At 41.4% G+C, this 16,510-nt stretch carries 15 protein-coding genes; 8 read left to right on the forward strand and 7 right to left on the reverse strand.

What is annotated here, in order from left to right; translation table 11 throughout:
* Positions 1–359: 359 nt before the first annotated feature.
* Entirely contained in the window at positions 360–2,003 is a 1,644-nt protein-coding gene (locus HNQ82_RS01995; RefSeq protein ID WP_183246703.1) for a glycerol-3-phosphate dehydrogenase/oxidase, read from the forward strand.
* On the opposite strand, the gene HNQ82_RS02000 is transcribed toward HNQ82_RS01995, so the two are convergent.
* From HNQ82_RS02000 to HNQ82_RS02025, 6 genes are all read right to left on the reverse strand, one after another.
* A complete protein-coding gene (locus tag HNQ82_RS02000; protein WP_183246706.1) occupies positions 2,000–2,788 on the reverse strand; it encodes an EcsC family protein in 789 nt (262 codons plus the stop codon). The two genes, HNQ82_RS01995 and HNQ82_RS02000, sit on opposite strands and share 4 nt — an antisense overlap.
* A 72-nt stretch (positions 2,789–2,860) precedes the next feature.
* Entirely contained in the window at positions 2,861–3,286 is a 426-nt protein-coding gene (locus HNQ82_RS02005; RefSeq protein ID WP_183246708.1) for an Hsp20/alpha crystallin family protein, read from the reverse strand.
* Between the two features lie 73 nt (positions 3,287–3,359).
* Positions 3,360–3,620, reverse strand: a complete 261-nt coding sequence (locus HNQ82_RS02010) for a hypothetical protein (protein WP_055440613.1) — start codon at positions 3,618–3,620, stop codon at positions 3,360–3,362.
* A 12-nt stretch (positions 3,621–3,632) separates the two neighbouring features.
* Positions 3,633–4,607: a hypothetical protein gene (locus HNQ82_RS02015; RefSeq protein WP_183246852.1), complete on the reverse strand. Its 975-nt coding sequence runs from the start codon at positions 4,605–4,607 to the stop codon at positions 3,633–3,635.
* A 52-nt stretch (positions 4,608–4,659) separates the two neighbouring features.
* The gene (locus HNQ82_RS02020) at positions 4,660–5,742 is read right to left on the reverse strand and encodes a diguanylate cyclase (protein WP_246348805.1); all 1,083 of its coding nucleotides are present in this window, start codon (positions 5,740–5,742) and stop codon (positions 4,660–4,662) included.
* Positions 5,743–5,813: 71 nt separating this feature from the next.
* The gene (locus tag HNQ82_RS02025; protein WP_183246710.1) at positions 5,814–7,046 is read right to left on the reverse strand and encodes an aminopeptidase; all 1,233 of its coding nucleotides are present in this window, start codon (positions 7,044–7,046) and stop codon (positions 5,814–5,816) included.
* Positions 7,047–7,166: 120 nt separating this feature from the next.
* Between HNQ82_RS02025 and HNQ82_RS02030 the strand changes: the two genes are divergently transcribed.
* Both HNQ82_RS02030 and HNQ82_RS02035 read left to right on the forward strand, forming a co-directional pair.
* Positions 7,167–7,598, forward strand: a complete 432-nt coding sequence (locus tag HNQ82_RS02030; RefSeq protein ID WP_183246712.1) for a hypothetical protein — start codon at positions 7,167–7,169, stop codon at positions 7,596–7,598.
* On the forward strand, positions 7,595–8,716 hold the full coding sequence (locus HNQ82_RS02035) for a glycerate kinase (RefSeq protein WP_183246714.1): 1,122 nt from the start codon (positions 7,595–7,597) through the stop codon (positions 8,714–8,716). Before HNQ82_RS02030 ends, HNQ82_RS02035 begins: the two co-directional genes overlap by 4 nt.
* A gap of 86 nt (positions 8,717–8,802) precedes the next feature.
* Here HNQ82_RS02035 and HNQ82_RS14770 read toward each other — a convergent pair whose 3' ends face one another.
* Positions 8,803–10,089 (reverse strand): methyl-accepting chemotaxis protein, encoded by a 1,287-nt coding sequence (locus HNQ82_RS14770; protein WP_183246716.1) that lies wholly within the window; start codon positions 10,087–10,089, stop codon positions 8,803–8,805.
* A 190-nt stretch (positions 10,090–10,279) separates the two neighbouring features.
* Between HNQ82_RS14770 and HNQ82_RS02045 the strand changes: the two genes are divergently transcribed.
* The 5 genes from HNQ82_RS02045 (at position 10,280) to HNQ82_RS02065 (ending at position 16,476) form a co-directional block, all read left to right on the forward strand.
* The gene (locus tag HNQ82_RS02045; RefSeq protein WP_221260968.1) at positions 10,280–12,583 is read left to right on the forward strand and encodes a putative bifunctional diguanylate cyclase/phosphodiesterase; all 2,304 of its coding nucleotides are present in this window, start codon (positions 10,280–10,282) and stop codon (positions 12,581–12,583) included.
* A gap of 120 nt (positions 12,584–12,703) precedes the next feature.
* A complete protein-coding gene (locus HNQ82_RS02050; RefSeq protein ID WP_183246720.1) occupies positions 12,704–13,564 on the forward strand; it encodes an ABC transporter ATP-binding protein in 861 nt (286 codons plus the stop codon).
* Positions 13,500–14,432 (forward strand): iron-hydroxamate ABC transporter substrate-binding protein, encoded by a 933-nt coding sequence (locus tag HNQ82_RS02055; protein WP_425486231.1) that lies wholly within the window; start codon positions 13,500–13,502, stop codon positions 14,430–14,432. Before HNQ82_RS02050 ends, HNQ82_RS02055 begins: the two co-directional genes overlap by 65 nt.
* Positions 14,433–14,494: 62 nt before the next feature.
* The gene (locus tag HNQ82_RS02060; protein WP_183246856.1) at positions 14,495–15,469 is read left to right on the forward strand and encodes a FecCD family ABC transporter permease; all 975 of its coding nucleotides are present in this window, start codon (positions 14,495–14,497) and stop codon (positions 15,467–15,469) included.
* Positions 15,466–16,476 carry a FecCD family ABC transporter permease gene (locus tag HNQ82_RS02065; protein ID WP_183246722.1) on the forward strand — a complete coding sequence of 337 codons (1,011 nt, stop codon included), beginning with the start codon at positions 15,466–15,468 and terminating at the stop codon, positions 16,474–16,476. The genes HNQ82_RS02060 and HNQ82_RS02065 overlap by 4 nt, the downstream gene beginning before the upstream one ends.
* The last annotated feature ends 34 nt before the right edge of the window (positions 16,477–16,510 follow it).

Raw genomic sequence — 16,510 nt, forward strand, 5'->3', positions numbered from 1 at the left:
TATATGCAGGAAAAAAGTAAATCGTGCGCGAAACTTTTTATGTTGTCATTCGTAAATATGTAAAAGAGATGAGAAAGGAAGAGATCGCGTGCAAAGAAAAAGAAAGGAAAACAAGCGACTAAACGCGAGACAGATTGTAAACAAATATAAAGAAAAAGGAATGAATATTAGCTTATGCAAGCCACGCTCAGCTATTAAATGGCTTTTTGTGCAAAACAGTTGCCTTTTTCCACGCATATGATACAATGAAACTAAAGTTCATACATGTCAAGAGACGAAGAGAGACCATACATGCATAATAAGCAAAAGCTTATTGTGCCTGTTTTGGTCTCTTTTTGTTTTTACAAGGGGGGATCGTTATGTTTTCAGCAAAACAACGGATGCAAATGATTGAGGAAATGGGCAAAACAACGTATGATGTGCTCGTCATTGGTGGAGGAATTACTGGTTGTGGCATTGCGCTCGATGCAACGACGCGCGGAATGAAAACAGCGCTTGTTGAGATGCAAGATTTTGCAGCAGGTACGTCAAGCCGTTCAACGAAGCTCGTTCATGGCGGATTACGTTACTTAAAACAGTTCGAAGTGAAAATGGTCGCAGAAGTAGGAAAAGAGCGGGCAATCGTGTATGAAAACGGTCCGCACGTGACAACTCCGGAATGGATGTTATTGCCGATTCATCGCGGTGGCACGTTCGGCAGATGGAGCACATCGATCGGGCTATGGGTGTACGATCATTTAGCGCGCGTCAAAAAAGGAGAACGACGAACGATGTTATCAGCAGATGAGACGCTACAAAAAGAACCGTTAATTAAACGAGATGGATTGCTCGGTGGTGGCTATTATGTTGAATATCGAACAGATGATGCCCGACTGACGATTGAAGTGGTGAAAAAAGCGGTAGAATGTGGAGCACATGCGGTAAACTACGTACAAGCGGAATCGTTTGTGTACGATGAAAACGGACGTGTCATTGGCGTCATATGCCGGGAGCAAATCACAGGGCAAACGTTTACAATATATGCAAAAAAAATAGTCAATGCGGCAGGTCCATGGGTTGATATACTTCGTGAAAAAGATGGTTCAAATGTCGGAGAAAAATTACGTTTAACAAAAGGTGTGCACATTGTCATTGACCAAGCACATTTCCCGCTTAAACAAGCGGTATACTTTGATACGCCTGACGGTCGCATGGTATTTGCGATTCCGCGCGATGGGAAAACGTATGTTGGAACAACAGATACGTTTTATGATAGCGATCGTGCTCATCCGAAAATGACAAGTGACGATCGCGACTATTTATTGCGTGCCATTCATTACATGTTTCCTTCTGTTCATATTACAAAACAGCATATTGAATCGAGTTGGGCTGGTTTACGTCCTTTAATTTACGAAGAAGGAAAAGATCCGTCAGAGATTTCTCGAAAAGATGAAATTTGGCAATCTCCTTCCGGCCTTATTACAATTGCAGGTGGAAAATTAACAGGGTATCGAAAAATGGCGGAAACGGTCGTTGATCTTATTGCTAAACAGCTAGGAAAGACGTATTCACCTTGTCAAACAAAACATTTGGCGATTTCCGGCGGGGACGTTGGCGGTGCAAATCAATGGCATACGTTTATGTCAAAAAAAGTAGCTGAAGGGATTGCTTACGGATTTACAGAAGACGAAGCGAAACGACTCGTTCAACGATACGGCACGAATGTCGATCGTTTATTTGCCCTTACAAACACATATGATCGAAATAAAACGTCCCTTCCGCTCGATTGGTATGTGATGTGTGTATATGCGCTCGAACACGAAATGACCGTCACACCCCTTGACTTTTTCATTCGTCGCACAGGGGCCCTCTTTTTCGACATCGCTGCGGTTCGCGAGCTAAAAGAAGCAGTCGTTGCATATATGCAATCATATTTCAATTGGACAGAAGAAGAACGAAACCAATATGACCAACAAGTAAACATGGCGCTTCATGATGCGGTCATTCCATGTACGAAATGTTAGGCGGGTTCTCCCGCCTTTTTCATTTCTTGAAGTTTTTCCATAATGCGCCGTTTTCGATAAAACATCGCACCCGTTTCAGCTATATCAGCAATCATTGCTTGATTCGTCCATGCGCCAAATACCATTCCTGCGATCGGAATAGCTTGAAATAATTTTTTCCAACCGTATTGATCGCGAAACGCCCAAACGATTTCTCGCCATCCTTGCAATTGAGAAATGGTTTGCTGTTCGCTCTTGGATGACCATTCGTTTAAAATCGCTTGCTTGCCAACGACGTCAGCGAGCGAGAATTGTAAACATTTTACGATAAACAATCGTTCTTCTTTTTCATGTGGATCAAATCCGTATATGATCGCCATTTCTTGCAATGTTTTTAAAGCTGTTCCGAGAACGACAGCAACATCGAGCAGTAACGTCCATGCGCCACCAAAGCCTGTCGCTGCCCCTTGATATGTCGCGAACGTTTTACGTTTTGCTACAAGTTTCTCACAAGCTTCATTCATCTTTTGTAACGGAATCGCACGTACCTCATTTAACGTGATCCTACCATAAAATGAAGATAGGACGGCTTCTTTATTCACTAAATATTGTCCACCTGTTTGAATATATTGGCCAAGCTCATCAAGAAGATGTGCCATTTTTTTATGTATCCATGCCGGTGTTAAACGGTCAAGTAAAACAAATGGCAAACGGCTTATTTTTTCCCAAAACCAAATACGCTTTTGTTCTTTTTCCCATTTTTCAATTTCGCGTAATTGATCGATTAAAAACGATTTGTCATCCATTCCGCTCACCTCGTGTATATATACGTGTAACAAAAAAGAAAGTTTCAAAAAACACCGGCGATATGGCCGGTGTTAATGAAATTGTACGTCAATTCGTTTTTTGTCGCTCGCTTGTACTTTCGGAATGCGAATTTCAAGCACCCCATTTTTATACGATGCTTGCACGTTTTCATGGGCAGCAGGGGAAGGGAGAGGGATCGTACGGTAAAACCTTCCGAAAAACCGCTCTTGCCGATGCATATGTTCATCGTGCACGTCATGTTGCCGGCGTACGTGTCCACTAATCGACAGCGTTTGATGATCAATATGAATATCGACGTCTTCTTTTCGTTCTAGCCCTGGAATATCACATGTTACGACTATTTCTTTTTCATTTTCATGCACATCGACGCGAGGCATACGAAACACATCATCTACGTGCGAGAAAAGCGAAGGGAAGTTAGAGAACATACGTTCTATATCCCGTCGCATGACATCTAATGAACGAAATGGATCCATCGTAAAACCTCCTCGTATCATATTCGCTACGTATTTTGCGCAAATGACGGGATGTTATACAAAAAAACTTGCCTTAGCGGGAAGGCAAGTTTTCGAGCTGTTGTACGTATAAACGAACGAGTTCGTATTGTTGTTTAGCATCAAGCGATGATGACGCAATACGCTTGATCGCCAGTGAAAATTTCTCGTAAGGCGATTTTCTCAAACGCGGATGTGTCATTTCATCTAATAAATCGCGCCGAATCGCATCGATTAACACTTCTTCTGCTTCATTTTCCGTTGCGGGTAGCGAACGGTTTGACCATAATGATCGATACGCTTCTAACAGTTCCAAAAAACTCCCTCCTTAGTCAATGCGGTCAATCGTTTCTGCCATTTGTAAAAACGGGTCTAACTCATTTGTTTGTTGGACAAAAATAGTCAGTCGCATCGGTGTTCCGTTTTTTACAACGAATACATACACTTCGCCATCTGCAATGGCACTTTTATATACATCCGCACCGTTCAAACGCGTTCCTTTTGTCCACGTTATTTTTTCGACCGTTCCGTCTTTACTGCTCGCTTTTACATATTGTTCAGCTTGTTCTGCGATAAGTGACCAATCTGCCCCTTCATCAATAAGTTCGACCGTCATCGATGATTTTTCTTCATCAAGAAAAATCATATCTTTGCCTGGTTCAATTGCTTCTGCTTGATAACCGTCTAAAATATTCGCTTGAAACGGTTGATTGCTACTTTTATATGTGTAAAATGATTCGCTTGTTTGTTCGCCCGTTTCATTTTCGATCGTTGCTGTACGTTTAATTGTTTTTGCCATCGTCATAAATGGCTCAAGCCAGTTATCTTCTTTTTTCGTAAACACCGTTAAAAACATCGGGGCATCTCCTGTTACACCAATAATATAAACGACACTATCATCGACCGGGGCTTCATATACGATGGCGTCTTCAAACGGCAACGTTCCTTCAAACGGTGTAGCTTGTTCGGAGACGGCCGTGGCCCGTTCTTTTGCGTACGTTTCGATTTGGTCTTTCGCTTCTTTCGGCAAAAGTTCAATGCGCATCCATTGTTCTTGCTCGCTTTCATGCATGACGACATCTTTTCCTGGTTCTTCTGCTTCTAAACTAAACTTTGGTAATAATGAAATTGTAAACGGTTGATTCGTACTTTCAACAGGTGTCAATTCAAGCGGGGCTTGTTTTTTTTGTTGCTCTTTATTTGCAACAGGCTGCTTTGCTGGGGCAGTTGTTTGTTCGTTGCAAGCAGAGAGCAATGTGAAAGCTGCAACGATGCTAATGAATAACTTCGATCGTTGTTTCATATTTTTCGCTCCTTTAATTGTTTTTACTTTTATTGTCGTATAGTTTGGCATTTCATGCAAGTGTTCCTTTATATACAACCGTACGATTTCGTCCTTGCTGTTTCGCTTCATATAAGGCGATATCCGCCTGTTTAAATAGTTCTGTTTCATTTGTTGCAAGCGTCGGGAAAAGTGAAATGCCGATAGAAACTGTAATATGCACCGTTTGTTTTTGTACGACAAATGGATAACGCTCAATCGTTGTTCGGACATGCTCGGCAAATGTTACTGCTTCATGTTCGCAACTTATAAGTAGGATCGAAAATTCCTCACCACCATTGCGAAAGGCTAGGCCGTTTTTCGGAACGAGCGAGCGAATGAGCTCACCAAGATGACGTAAAATGACATCTCCACCATCATGTCCGTACACGTCATTTACTGATTTAAAGCGATCAATATCAAATAAAATAAGCGCTAAACAGTTGTTTTGTTGCTTGACTTGTGCCATTTTTTCATTTAATACAGTATGAAACTGACGAACGTTATAAAGCCCCGTTAAAAAATCAGTCGTTGCCCATGCTTTATAATGTTGCAATAAATCTTTTGATTGGCGAATATCTTTACAAATATTAGCAGCTATATATGTGGCGATAATCGAGATGGGCCAGAAAATGACTAACGTTTCAGTGTAAATGTAGCGATCTGGAATATTAATGAATAAGGCAAACGAAATGAAACACATGCTGTAAGCATTCATCCAAAACGTTGTTACCGCGATGTTTCGCTTCATCCAGCGACTTATTAGCCCACAGCCGATTGCAATCGCAAGAGAAATAAAAAAAGAAACGAGCGATGCAAACATATTGCCGAATAAAAATCGTCCTGCTCCCATAATGATCCCTGCCGCCAGTGCGCTTGGCATGCCGCCGTAGTAGCTGACGACAATGAGTGGAATGTGGCGCAAATCCGCAATAACTCCATGTCCAAGTGGAATGGAAAAAAGCATAAGCACAATGCTTAATAAGCCACAAAAAGCCCCAGCAAGTAGGCGCATATAAAAAGGAGATTGTTTATGAATGTTTAAAGGGAAAAATTTACTAATTAAATAAAAACCAGCAATAAGTATGCCGCTGTTGGCAATAAATTGTTTGATCATCCCTCGCTCCTCCTCTCTTTGCCAATATATGCGAATGAAAAAAAATGTTGCGGACAAACGCCGCAACATCTTTAAATAGAAATCACCCATTCACCATTTCGCATAATCGGTTCGCGCACACCGTCTTTTGTGATGCCATCGACGTTTAATTCATGAGAACCGATCATAAAATCTTCATGCACTAAGCTATCGTTTGCTCCACGTTCAAGCAATTCTTCTGTGCGCATATTTGTGCCGCCTTCGATATTTGTCGGATACGCTTTGCCAAGCGCCAAATGTGAGGCAGCATTTTCATCAAATAACGTATTATAAAACACAAGATTTGATTGTGAAATTGGCGAGCGATGTGGCACGAGTGCAATTTCTCCTAATCGACGTGCACCTTCATCTGTATCGAGCAAATGTTTCAACGTATCGTAGCCAACTTCTGCTGTAAAATCGACAACTTTACCATCTTTAAATGTAAGTGTAAAGCCGTCAATAATATTTCCGCCGTAGTTCAGCGGTTTTGTATTGCGCACAACACCATTCGTTCCATCTTTATGCGGCATCGTAAACACTTCTTCTGTCGGCATATTTGGATTAAATACAATGCCGTCTGTACTTTTTGCTGCGCCACCAGCCCAAATATGTCCATCCGGCAACGCAACAGTTAAATTTGTGCCCGGTCCGTCATAAATGAGTTGTTTATATTGTTTGTTGTTTAAATAATCGACAATGCGCGCTAATTTTTCATTGTGCGCTTTCCACGCAGCAATCGGATCGTCTTGGTCGACGCGAGTGACTTGGAAAATAACGTCCCATAACTTTGCAATAGCTTCGTCCTCATCCATATTCGGAAATACTTTTTTCGCCCATGCTGGTGTCGGCACAGCAATTAAAGACCAGCAGTTATGATCGGCCATTAAGCGACTACGGTAATGTTGCAACGCCATGCTTGCTGCTTTTGTTGCTGCAGCTACTCGTGCAGGATCAATATCTTTTAATAAGTCTGGATTCGGTGCATAAATACTTAAAAACGCTCCACCTTTTTCGGCGACTTCCTCGCGTCCTTTCGCAAGCCATGTCGGGTACTCATGAAGCGCTTCTTCTGGCGCGTGTTTAAATTTTATGTACGTGATTTCTTCATCGCTCCACTCGACATGCACATGTTTTGCCCCAGCTTCGTACGCTTTTTTAGCAATTTCGCGCACAAGTGGAGCAGACGGTAGCGGAGCGTTAATAAACAACGTTTGCCCAGGTTGAATGTTTACCCCAACACGCACAGCAAGTTGTGCGTATTTTTGTAATTGTTTTTCTAACATAACAACGCCTCCTTATCGTAAAGCATACTACCATTTTAACAAAAGGAATGATGTTGTGAAAACATTTTCACTTGTATTATTATTTATTATTAAGGAACATCATTGGAAAGGGAATGACTTATGGAATGTGGTGACAAACAATTATTTTATGTTGAAGGTATGTTTATTTGCGCCCATGAGCGAACGGTTGATGTACAAGTCAAAGGAGAGACGCTCACATTTACGACGACAGAACCGCTGATCGGTTTTTGTGCGGGAGATGATGTTGGCGTCGCTTTCTGTGAAATTAGTGACGAAAAAAAACTCATTTCCATTGAACGACAAGACGGTCCACTGCTTTCGTATGTGAACGGTGAATGGTTTGCGGAAATTATATTTATCGATTCGATTGATGAGACAACATTTTTATTTGATTTATATCGCTCCCCTTATCGTGATGATGAACGAATGATGACATACGAACCGCTTTCGCGTGAACGTGGAACGATTATGACTGTTGTATTTGTTCGACAAGACGGAAAAAATGTATTAAAGAAGGTGGTAAGCGGATGAATGTAGTCATTGCACCCGATTCATTCAAAGGAAGTTTATTAGCGGGCGAAGTGTGCACGATTATTGAAGAAGCGTTTCGCTGTGAATATCCAGAAGCGACAGTCGTCGCTGTTCCGATGGCAGACGGGGGAGAAGGGACGATGGAAGCGATCGTTTCCGCGATGAACGGCTCCGTTCAATATGTCACAGTTCGCGATCCGCTTTTTGAAACGAGGCAGGCGGCATATGGTGTTGTTCAAGATACAGCGGTCATTGAAGTTGCTCAAGTCATCGGTTTGCCGCTCGTTCCAATGGAAAGGCGCAATCCGCTTCACACGACCACGTATGGTGTTGGGGAAATGATTATGTCAGCGCTTCATGCGGGGTATCGCCGTTTCGTCATTGGGCTTGGCGGAAGTAGTACAAACGACGGTGGGTTCGGCATGTTATGTGCGCTCGGTGCGACGTTTACGAACGACAAAGGAGAACCGTTGCCTCCGATCCCGTCTTCTTTACCGCATATTGCCTATGTTGATATGACATCCGTTGATCGACGTGTATACGAAAGCGAGTTTCTCATTGCATGTGATGTCGATAATCCGCTTTATGGGGAGCGAGGGGCATCGTACGTATTTGGACCGCAAAAAGGAGCAAATGATGAAACGATTCGTATATTAGATCAATGGATACATACGTATGCACAAACCATTGAACAGCAAATTGGTCGTTCATATGCACATGAGCAGGGAGCTGGAGCGGCAGGCGGTTTAGGTTTTGCCTTTTTATTGCTTGGAGGAAAATTAATTTCTGGAGCAAAACTTGTCGGGGAAACGGTGCAACTGCCGGAAAAAATGAAATGTGCACATATTGTCATTACGGGAGAAGGGCAAAGCGACGAGCAAACGTTGTACGGGAAAGTTCCATGTTACGTTGGACAACTGGCGAACGAATATGACGTCCCTGCTTTTTTATTGTCCGGCAGTCTCGGCGATGGATTTGAAAAACTATATACATATTTTGTTAGTTGCGATGCGATTGCGACAAAACCGATGACTGTAGAACAATGTATGCAATCTGCTGCCACACTTTTATATACGAAAGCACGCAACCTTGCCCGTACGTTCAAACGGTTTTCCTAGTTGAGAACCGTTTCATTTACGCCTTTTTTATTTTTATTAAACATTGTTCTAAATAAACAATAAACAAGGGGAGAAGCACCCCTTGTTTATTCCGCTTGTTCGACTAATTGCATAGACAAGGAAGATAAATGTTTCATCACGCGATGAATTTCTTCAATTGATCGCAAAATATAGTCGATTTGTTGTTGGTTTTCTTGGAACAGATGAGTATGATGATCGAGTTCCATTTTTGAAGCAACCATTGCTCCTTTTGTTTGTTCAACTTGACTAGAAGCTTCTTTTGCCATTGTACTCATATCGTTCATTTTGTGGACAAGGGTTGCAACTTGATGGTAGTTCGTTTCTATTCCTTCAATGATGTGTGTGCTCATTTGTTTTGTATGTTCAGCTAGTTTTCGTACTTCATCAGCAACGACAGCAAATCCTTTTCCTGCTTCTCCTGCTCGAGCCGCTTCAATTGCAGCGTTTAAAGCGAGCAAATTTGTTTGATCCGCAATCGTTTGAATTTGAGAAGACGTATTACGTATACTTTCAGATGAGTTAGATAATTGTTGTAAAATCGTAAGTACATCGTTTACTTTATCCACCACTTCATCGAATGTTTTGCGCGTTTGTTCAACTTGTTGTTCTGTTGAGTTCATAAGGCTAGATAAGTTTTGACTGCTTTTCTGCGTCATTTCTGTTTGTTCTCTCACTTTTCTTGCTTTTTCTCCGGCTTCACTTAGCCCTGCCTCCGTTTGTTCAATTGAAGCGGCAAGCTGCTGACCCATATCACGTAATTGTAATTGAGTAGCGGTTTGTTTTTTAGTTAGTTGCTCCAACTGTTGCATTCGATCATCCATATAGGCACTCATAATGAGTTGTGAGTCAAAGTTAATAAGATGAAAGAGAGCAGTTATTATGTGAGTCCACCGATCAATTCGCCCTTCCTGTTCCGCATATGTTAATAGGCGTGGAAGCAGAGCTGTTACAATTGCTTCATATGTTGCGATCATCCATTCGATTGGTAAGCCACGTTTATGATGATTACTACCGAGCTGTTTCCGAAAAGAAATATAATCTTCATTAATTGTTGCTGAAAAGAGAGAGTCAACATATTCAACAAATACTTGTTTTAAACGTTCCCGCGTCGTTTTTGCATGTGCGACTGACTGCAATAGTGAAAACGAGTATAAATGATTAAGCACATCTTCGACTGCCTCATCAACATGTTCCATAACGAGCGGTTTTATTTCCCGCAATAGTTGTAAATGTCCTTCTTTCACTCCCATGTAAGACAATCGTGCTTTCACTTCATTTGTTGTATGTACAATAGGTTCTCTACTGTCTAAGTGAAATGGCGGAAACTGTTTTTTATATTTAGCAAAAAGCATGGAACATCACTCCTTGTTATTGTTGTAATACAATTATATTCCTTGCATTATGAATTGACGAACAATAATGCGCTCCCAATATATTAAACATTGTTTTAAATAAACAACTAAAAAAAACACATTTTTAAGCGCTCGGCTAGTTGTCCTATTCGTTTCTTTTTCTTGCGCATATGATGTGAGAGAAGGAGGGATGCGAGTGCAAGTCATCGTATTTTTATATATCATCGCTTACTACATGGCATTATTTATTATGTCTGGACAAACAGAAGTGATTGTTGGCTCATTTTTTTCGTTAGGTGGCATATTTCTTTCAATCCTTTTATTATGGAGAGCGTCCATTCGTATAAAAACAAATGAACGTGTATTTTGGAAATGGATGACCGCTGGTGCAATTTTTTATTTTATTGCTGAAATGATTTATCGCATATATGAATGGGCGTTACAAACAGAGCCACCGTTTCCAGGGTGGGCAGACGTATTTTATATTTTATATTCTCTTGCCTGCATTGCAGCGTTAGTATATATCGTGATGCAACAGCAAAAAACCGTTGTCATATGGCAGTCATTATGGGATGCGCTCATTGTGACATGCGTCATTATGGCATATAGCTGGATATACATTGTTCAACCGATCACCTATTTGGAAGAAGAAGTGTTATACATTTCTATTTTAGTTACTTATCCACTTCTTGATCTCGTCATGTTATTTTTACTTTTGTTTCTCTTTTTTGCAACAAACGTTCGCCGCATTTGGTTATGGAATATTGTCGGTGTTGGATGTTTTGTATTTACAGATACTATTTATTTCGTACAAATGATGCAATTTCATTATGAATCCAATTCATGGTTAGATCCGTTATGGATTTTAAGTGTACTTATGATCGGGTTGTCAGGCTATCGAGCCAAAGATGGAGATTTATTGTTTCAAAAAAGAGAACATCTTTCCGTCATCAAAGTCATTTTTCCGTATGTATGTTTTCTTATTTTAATGTGTGTTCCTTTTATTTCCCCAGACGATCGCATCGTCATCGCCTGTCTTGTGTTTGCGGCCGGATTGATTTTCATTCGTCAATTTATGACGCTACAAGAAAATCGACAGCTTTTGCAACGACTTCAAATATTAAATGACGACTTAGAGCAGAAAGTCGCGACACGAACAAGGGAGTTAACATATGTAAACGAACAACTTGCTTATGCCGCAAATCACGATTTTTTAACAGGACTTTTCAATCGGCGAGCATTCGTCACCAAGCTTGAGCGGGAGATCATTCGTGCTAAAAATGAGCAACGTTGTCTCGCTGTCATTTTTATTGACATTGACCGTTTTAAACATATTAATGACTATTTTGGCCATCACATTGGGGATGAATTAATTGTACACATTGGAAAGGTATTAAAAGAAAAAGCCCGCCCAACCGACATTGTCGCTCGACAAGGCGGTGATGAATTTACAATTATTTTTACACCGTTACATCATATCGATGAGCTTCGTCGTTTTGTCAATGACATCGTTTCTATCAGTCAGCAACCGATCGCTGTTCAACATTTAGATATGCGTGTATCGCTTAGCGTAGGAGTAGCGGTGTATCCGTATGATGGGGAAACGGGCGATACGTTAATGAAACATGCTGATATGGCAATGTATCGCGCGAAAGAACAAGGGAAAAACCAATATCAGTTTTTTAACGGTGAAATGGATCGCGTTATCTTACAAAAAACGACTATTGAAACTGCGCTTCACGAAGCGATTGAAAAAAAACAGTTTACGCTATTTTATCAACCACAATTTGATGTGCAAACAGGGGAATTAATTGGGATGGAGGCGCTCATTCGCTGGATTCACCCAAAGCTCGGTATGATTTCACCAAGTGTGTTCATCCCGATTGCCGAAGAAACAGGGCAAATTATTGCGATTGGTGAATGGGTGATGGAAGAAGCATGTCGTCAAGTGAAAGCATGGAACGAACAGATCGGGCGATCGTTTCGTATGAGCGTCAACATTTCACCAAAACAATTTTTAAAAGAAAACTTTGTTGAACATATTCATTCAGTCTTACAACAAACGAACTTGTCCCCAAACAAACTCGATTTAGAAATTACAGAAGGGGTTGCTGTATTTAACGAACAATATACGATCCAGAAATTACAACAATTAAAACAGCTCGGTGTTTGCATTTCTATTGACGATTTCGGAACCGGCTATTCGTCACTTAGTTATTTACGCAAATTTCCAATTGATCGTTTAAAAATCGCAAAACCATTTATTGACGGAATTACAGAAGAAAAAGAAGACGTTGCTGTTGTAAAAGCTATCATTGTACTTGCGAAAAACTTAAAATTACGCGTCATTGCAGAAGGGGTAGAAACGTTGCAACAATTGCACATTCTTCGCTCGTTACAATGCGATGAAATTCAAGGATATGTGCTTGGAAAGCCCGTGTCTGCCCACCTTTTTTCAAAAACGTACATCGAAAACCAGCTTCTAACTGATTGAAGTTGGTTTTTTTTAAAAAATTTATTGACAATGATAATCAATTGATGTAGTTTAAAATATGTATTGATATTAATTATCAATATCGATTAGTCAACTTGACGTTCAAGGGGGAAAACATATATGCCGCGGTTGTATACAGAGCAGCTTTCTGTTGGATATGGCGAACGCGTCATTGTCGACCGATTAACTGTACATATTCCAGATGAAAAAATCACGACAATTATCGGGCCGAACGGTTGTGGGAAATCGACGCTGTTAAAAGCGATGACACGCATTATCCGTCATCAAGAAGGCGCAGTCATTTTAGACGGCAAACAAATTTCGCAAGAGCATACGAAACTGTTAGCGCAAAAAATGGCCATTTTACCGCAAACGCCGGAAAGCCCTGGCGGTTTAACGGTCGGCGAGCTCGTTTCTTACGGACGGTTTCCGTATCAAAAAGGATTCGGTCGGCTAACGAAGCGAGACTATGAAGTCATCGATTGGGCGCTTGAAGTGACTGGAACAATCGATTTTAAACATCGTTCGGTTGATTCACTATCTGGCGGCCAACGACAACGGGTATGGATTGCGATGGCGCTTGCGCAAGAAACAAATATCATCTTTTTAGATGAGCCGACAACATATTTAGATATGGCTCATCAATTAGAAGTGCTCGAATTACTCCAACGTCTGAACCACGAACAAAAACGCACGATCGTCATGGTGCTACATGATTTAAATCAAGCGGCTCGCTTTGCTGATTATATGATCGCGATGAAAGACGGAAAAATTGTTCAAGCGGGAACGTGCGAACAAGTGATGACGCCAGATGTATTACGACATGTGTTTCATATTGACGCGGAAATCGGTCGTGACCCCCGAACAAACAAACCAATTTGTATCACATACCATTTAATAAAAGGAGATGCACAACATGTTGAAAAAACGAATGATGTCCATTCTTCTTTTGTTCGTCCTCATCTTGAGTGCGTGCGGTAACGAAGCAGCAGAAAACGAACAAGAAAAGGCAACAAAAGAAACGAACGAACCAAAAACGATGACGTATCAATCAGAAACAGGTCCAGTTGAAGTGCCTACACATCCGAAGCGTGTTGTTGTTTTATCATCATTTTTAGCAGGTAGTGTGATGGCGTTAGATGTGCCAATTGTTGGTGTGGACTCTTGGGCAAAAATGAACCCGCGTTATGAGCCATATTTAAAAGATGCAAAAGAAGTAACAGATGAAAGTTTAGAACAAATAATCGAGCTTGAGCCAGATTTAATTATTGCAGCGTCAACAAACAAAAACTTAGATAAATTAAAAGAAATTGCTCCAACGGTCACATATACGTACGGAAAAGTAGACTATTTAACACAACATTTAGAAATTGGAAAGTTATTAAATAAAGAAGAAGAAGCGAAAAAATGGATCGACGACTTTAAAAAACGGGCACAAGAAGCCGGTGAAAAAATTCGTGCAAAAATTGGTGAGGATGCAACGGTTTCGGTCATTGAAAATTTCGATAAGCAATTGTATGTGTTCGGCAACAACTGGGGTCGCGGAACAGAAATTTTATATCAAGAAATGAAATTAAACATGCCAAAAGCAGTAGAAGAACATGCGTTAAAAGATGGATACTATGCAATTTCACTCGAAGTGCTTCCGCAATTTGCCGGCGATTACGTCATTTTCAGCAAAAATGCAGATGGCGACCTTTCATTTACAGAAACAGAAACGTATAAAAATATTCCAGCAGTAAAAAACAATCGCGTCTTTGAAGCGGATGCAAAAGAATTTTACTTTAACGATCCAATTACATTAGAATACCAGCTTGAGTTTTTCAAAAAGCACTTTTTAGGAGAGTAATATAAAAGAAGGAGGAGTTCGTCGTGAATTCCTCTTTCTTTATGTATGGAGAAAAAGAGGGGATGCATATGCTAAAAAAATTTTCGCTCGCTTTCATTGTATTTATTGCGACATTTATTGGAGCGATTGTCGTCGGGGCAGCCGAAACGACAATGAAAGACGTATGGCTAGCTGTCACGGCACCGAAGACAAACGAAGTTGCAACGATGATTTATGAAGTTCGTTTGCCACGTGAAGTCGCAGCGGTCGTCGTGGGGGCAGCTTTAGCTGTCGCTGGCGCCATTATGCAAGGGATGACACGAAATCCGCTCGCAGATCCTGGACTTATTGGTTTAACCGCAGGGGCGAATGCTGCGTTAGCGGTGATGTTTGCGTTTTTTCCTTCCGCTACATATATGCAAACCGTATTCGCTTGCTTTGTCGGAGCGGCCTTTGGTAGCTTGCTTGTATTCGGTATTGGCGCAAAGCAATTTTCACCGTTTCGTATTGTACTAGCTGGTGCCGCGATTTCTACCTTCTTATATGCGGTCGCAGAAGGGATTGGACTCATATATAAAGTGTCAAAAGATGTATCGATGTGGACAGCTGGTGGGATGATGGGGACGACATGGCATGAACTGAAAATCGTTACCCCATTCATTTGTTTCGCGTTGCTTTTCGCTTTTTGGCAAAGTCGACAGTTAACGATTTTAAGTATGAGTGAAGAAGTAGCTGTCGGACTTGGCCAGCAACTGACGCGTGTAAAAACGATTCTTTTTTTCATCGTTATTGTACTAGCTGGTGCGTCTGTCGCGCTTGTTGGCAACTTAGCGTTCGTCGGTTTAATGATTCCCCATCTCGTTCGCTCGCTCGTCGGAACAGATTATCGCTTTATTTTGCCGATGAGCGCGATCGGTGGGGCAACGTTTATGTTGTTTGCAGATACAATCGCACGAATGATTCATGCACCATATGAGACACCCGTTGTTGCAGTTGTGGCGGTTATGGGGCTTCCGTTTTTTCTTTTCATTGTGCGTAAAGGAGAGAAAATGTTATGATCGTACCTCAGTTACGAAAAAAACAGCGCATCATTTTGCTCGTTTTGCTTATGTTCATTTGCATGACGGCCATCATCAGCATGGGGACAGGCTATTCCTCTTTATCTTTCGATCGGCTCATGCCGGTGCTATTAGGTGAAGGGACGTTTAAAGAACAGTTCGTTCTTTTCTCCATTCGCTTACCACGCATCGCGATCACGTTGCTTGCAGGAATGGCATTAGCGTTATCAGGTGCGCTTTTACAAGTCATTATGCGCAACGATTTAGCCGATCCAGGTGTCGTCGGTATAAACGCTGGTGCTGGTGTGGCGGTTGCTCTGTTCTTTTTATTTATTCCGATTCAAGCTCTATCGTTTGCTTATATCATTCCGCTTGTTGCCTTTTGTGGTGCGCTACTTACAGCCATCCTCATTTATGCGTTATCATACAATAAACAAACAGGACTTCAACCGATTCGACTTGTGTTAATCGGGATCGGTTGCGCAACAGCGTTTTCAGGATTCATGATTGTGCTCGTTTCAGGTGCTGATCGCACGAAGGTTGATTTTATTGCGAAATGGTTAGCCGGAGGCATTTGGGGAACGGATTGGGCGTTTGTGCTTGCTTTATTGCCATGGCTTATTATTCTTGTCCCATTTGTTTTATATAAAGCTCATCGTCTTAATGTATTGCAATTGAGCGACCCGGTAGCGATCGGCATCGGGCTATCACTTGATCGGGAACGACTTGCTTTATTGCTTACAGCGGTCGCACTTGCTGCATCGGCAGTGTCCGTTACAGGAGGTATCGCATTTGTTGGTTTAATGGCGCCACACATTGCTCGTGCGCTTGTTGGACCGCGCAATGAGTTAAGCTTACCTGTCGCCATGCTGATGGGCGGTGCGTTGTTATTGCTTGCTGATACGATTGGACGAAATCTTATTGAACCGGACGGTCTTCCTGCCGGTGTGCTCGTATCGCTCATCGGTGCACCTTATTTTGTTTATTTATTATGGAAAAAGAAATAAACGTATGATACGATAAGTGTAAACTTTTTTGTTT

This window comes from Anoxybacillus tengchongensis (genome assembly GCF_014201585.1).
GTDB classification, from domain to species: Bacteria; Bacillota; Bacilli; order Bacillales; family Anoxybacillaceae; genus Anoxybacillus; species Anoxybacillus tengchongensis.

What these genes read in the sequence shown, in the direction of transcription:
- HNQ82_RS14770 (WP_183246716.1), bottom strand. Translation starts at nt 10,089, where the DNA reads ATGCTTTTTGCTAAATATAAAAAACAGTTTCCGCCATTTCACTTAGAC.
- HNQ82_RS02030 (WP_183246712.1), top strand. Translation starts at nt 7,167, where the DNA reads ATGGAATGTGGTGACAAACAATTATTTTATGTTGAAGGTATGTTTATT.
- HNQ82_RS02045 (WP_221260968.1), top strand. Translation starts at nt 10,280, where the DNA reads ATGCGAGTGCAAGTCATCGTATTTTTATATATCATCGCTTACTACATG.
- HNQ82_RS02025 (WP_183246710.1), bottom strand. Translation starts at nt 7,046, where the DNA reads ATGTTAGAAAAACAATTACAAAAATACGCACAACTTGCTGTGCGTGTT.
- HNQ82_RS02055 (WP_425486231.1), top strand. Translation starts at nt 13,500, where the DNA reads ATGTTGAAAAAACGAATGATGTCCATTCTTCTTTTGTTCGTCCTCATC.
- HNQ82_RS02000 (WP_183246706.1), bottom strand. Translation starts at nt 2,788, where the DNA reads ATGGATGACAAATCGTTTTTAATCGATCAATTACGCGAAATTGAAAAA.
- HNQ82_RS02035 (WP_183246714.1), top strand. Translation starts at nt 7,595, where the DNA reads ATGAATGTAGTCATTGCACCCGATTCATTCAAAGGAAGTTTATTAGCG.
- HNQ82_RS02065 (WP_183246722.1), top strand. Translation starts at nt 15,466, where the DNA reads ATGATCGTACCTCAGTTACGAAAAAAACAGCGCATCATTTTGCTCGTT.
- HNQ82_RS01995 (WP_183246703.1), top strand. Translation starts at nt 360, where the DNA reads ATGTTTTCAGCAAAACAACGGATGCAAATGATTGAGGAAATGGGCAAA.
- HNQ82_RS02005 (WP_183246708.1), bottom strand. Translation starts at nt 3,286, where the DNA reads ATGGATCCATTTCGTTCATTAGATGTCATGCGACGGGATATAGAACGT.
- HNQ82_RS02015 (WP_183246852.1), bottom strand. Translation starts at nt 4,607, where the DNA reads ATGAAACAACGATCGAAGTTATTCATTAGCATCGTTGCAGCTTTCACA.
- HNQ82_RS02060 (WP_183246856.1), top strand. Translation starts at nt 14,495, where the DNA reads ATGCATATGCTAAAAAAATTTTCGCTCGCTTTCATTGTATTTATTGCG.
- HNQ82_RS02020 (WP_246348805.1), bottom strand. Translation starts at nt 5,742, where the DNA reads ATGATCAAACAATTTATTGCCAACAGCGGCATACTTATTGCTGGTTTT.
- HNQ82_RS02050 (WP_183246720.1), top strand. Translation starts at nt 12,704, where the DNA reads ATGCCGCGGTTGTATACAGAGCAGCTTTCTGTTGGATATGGCGAACGC.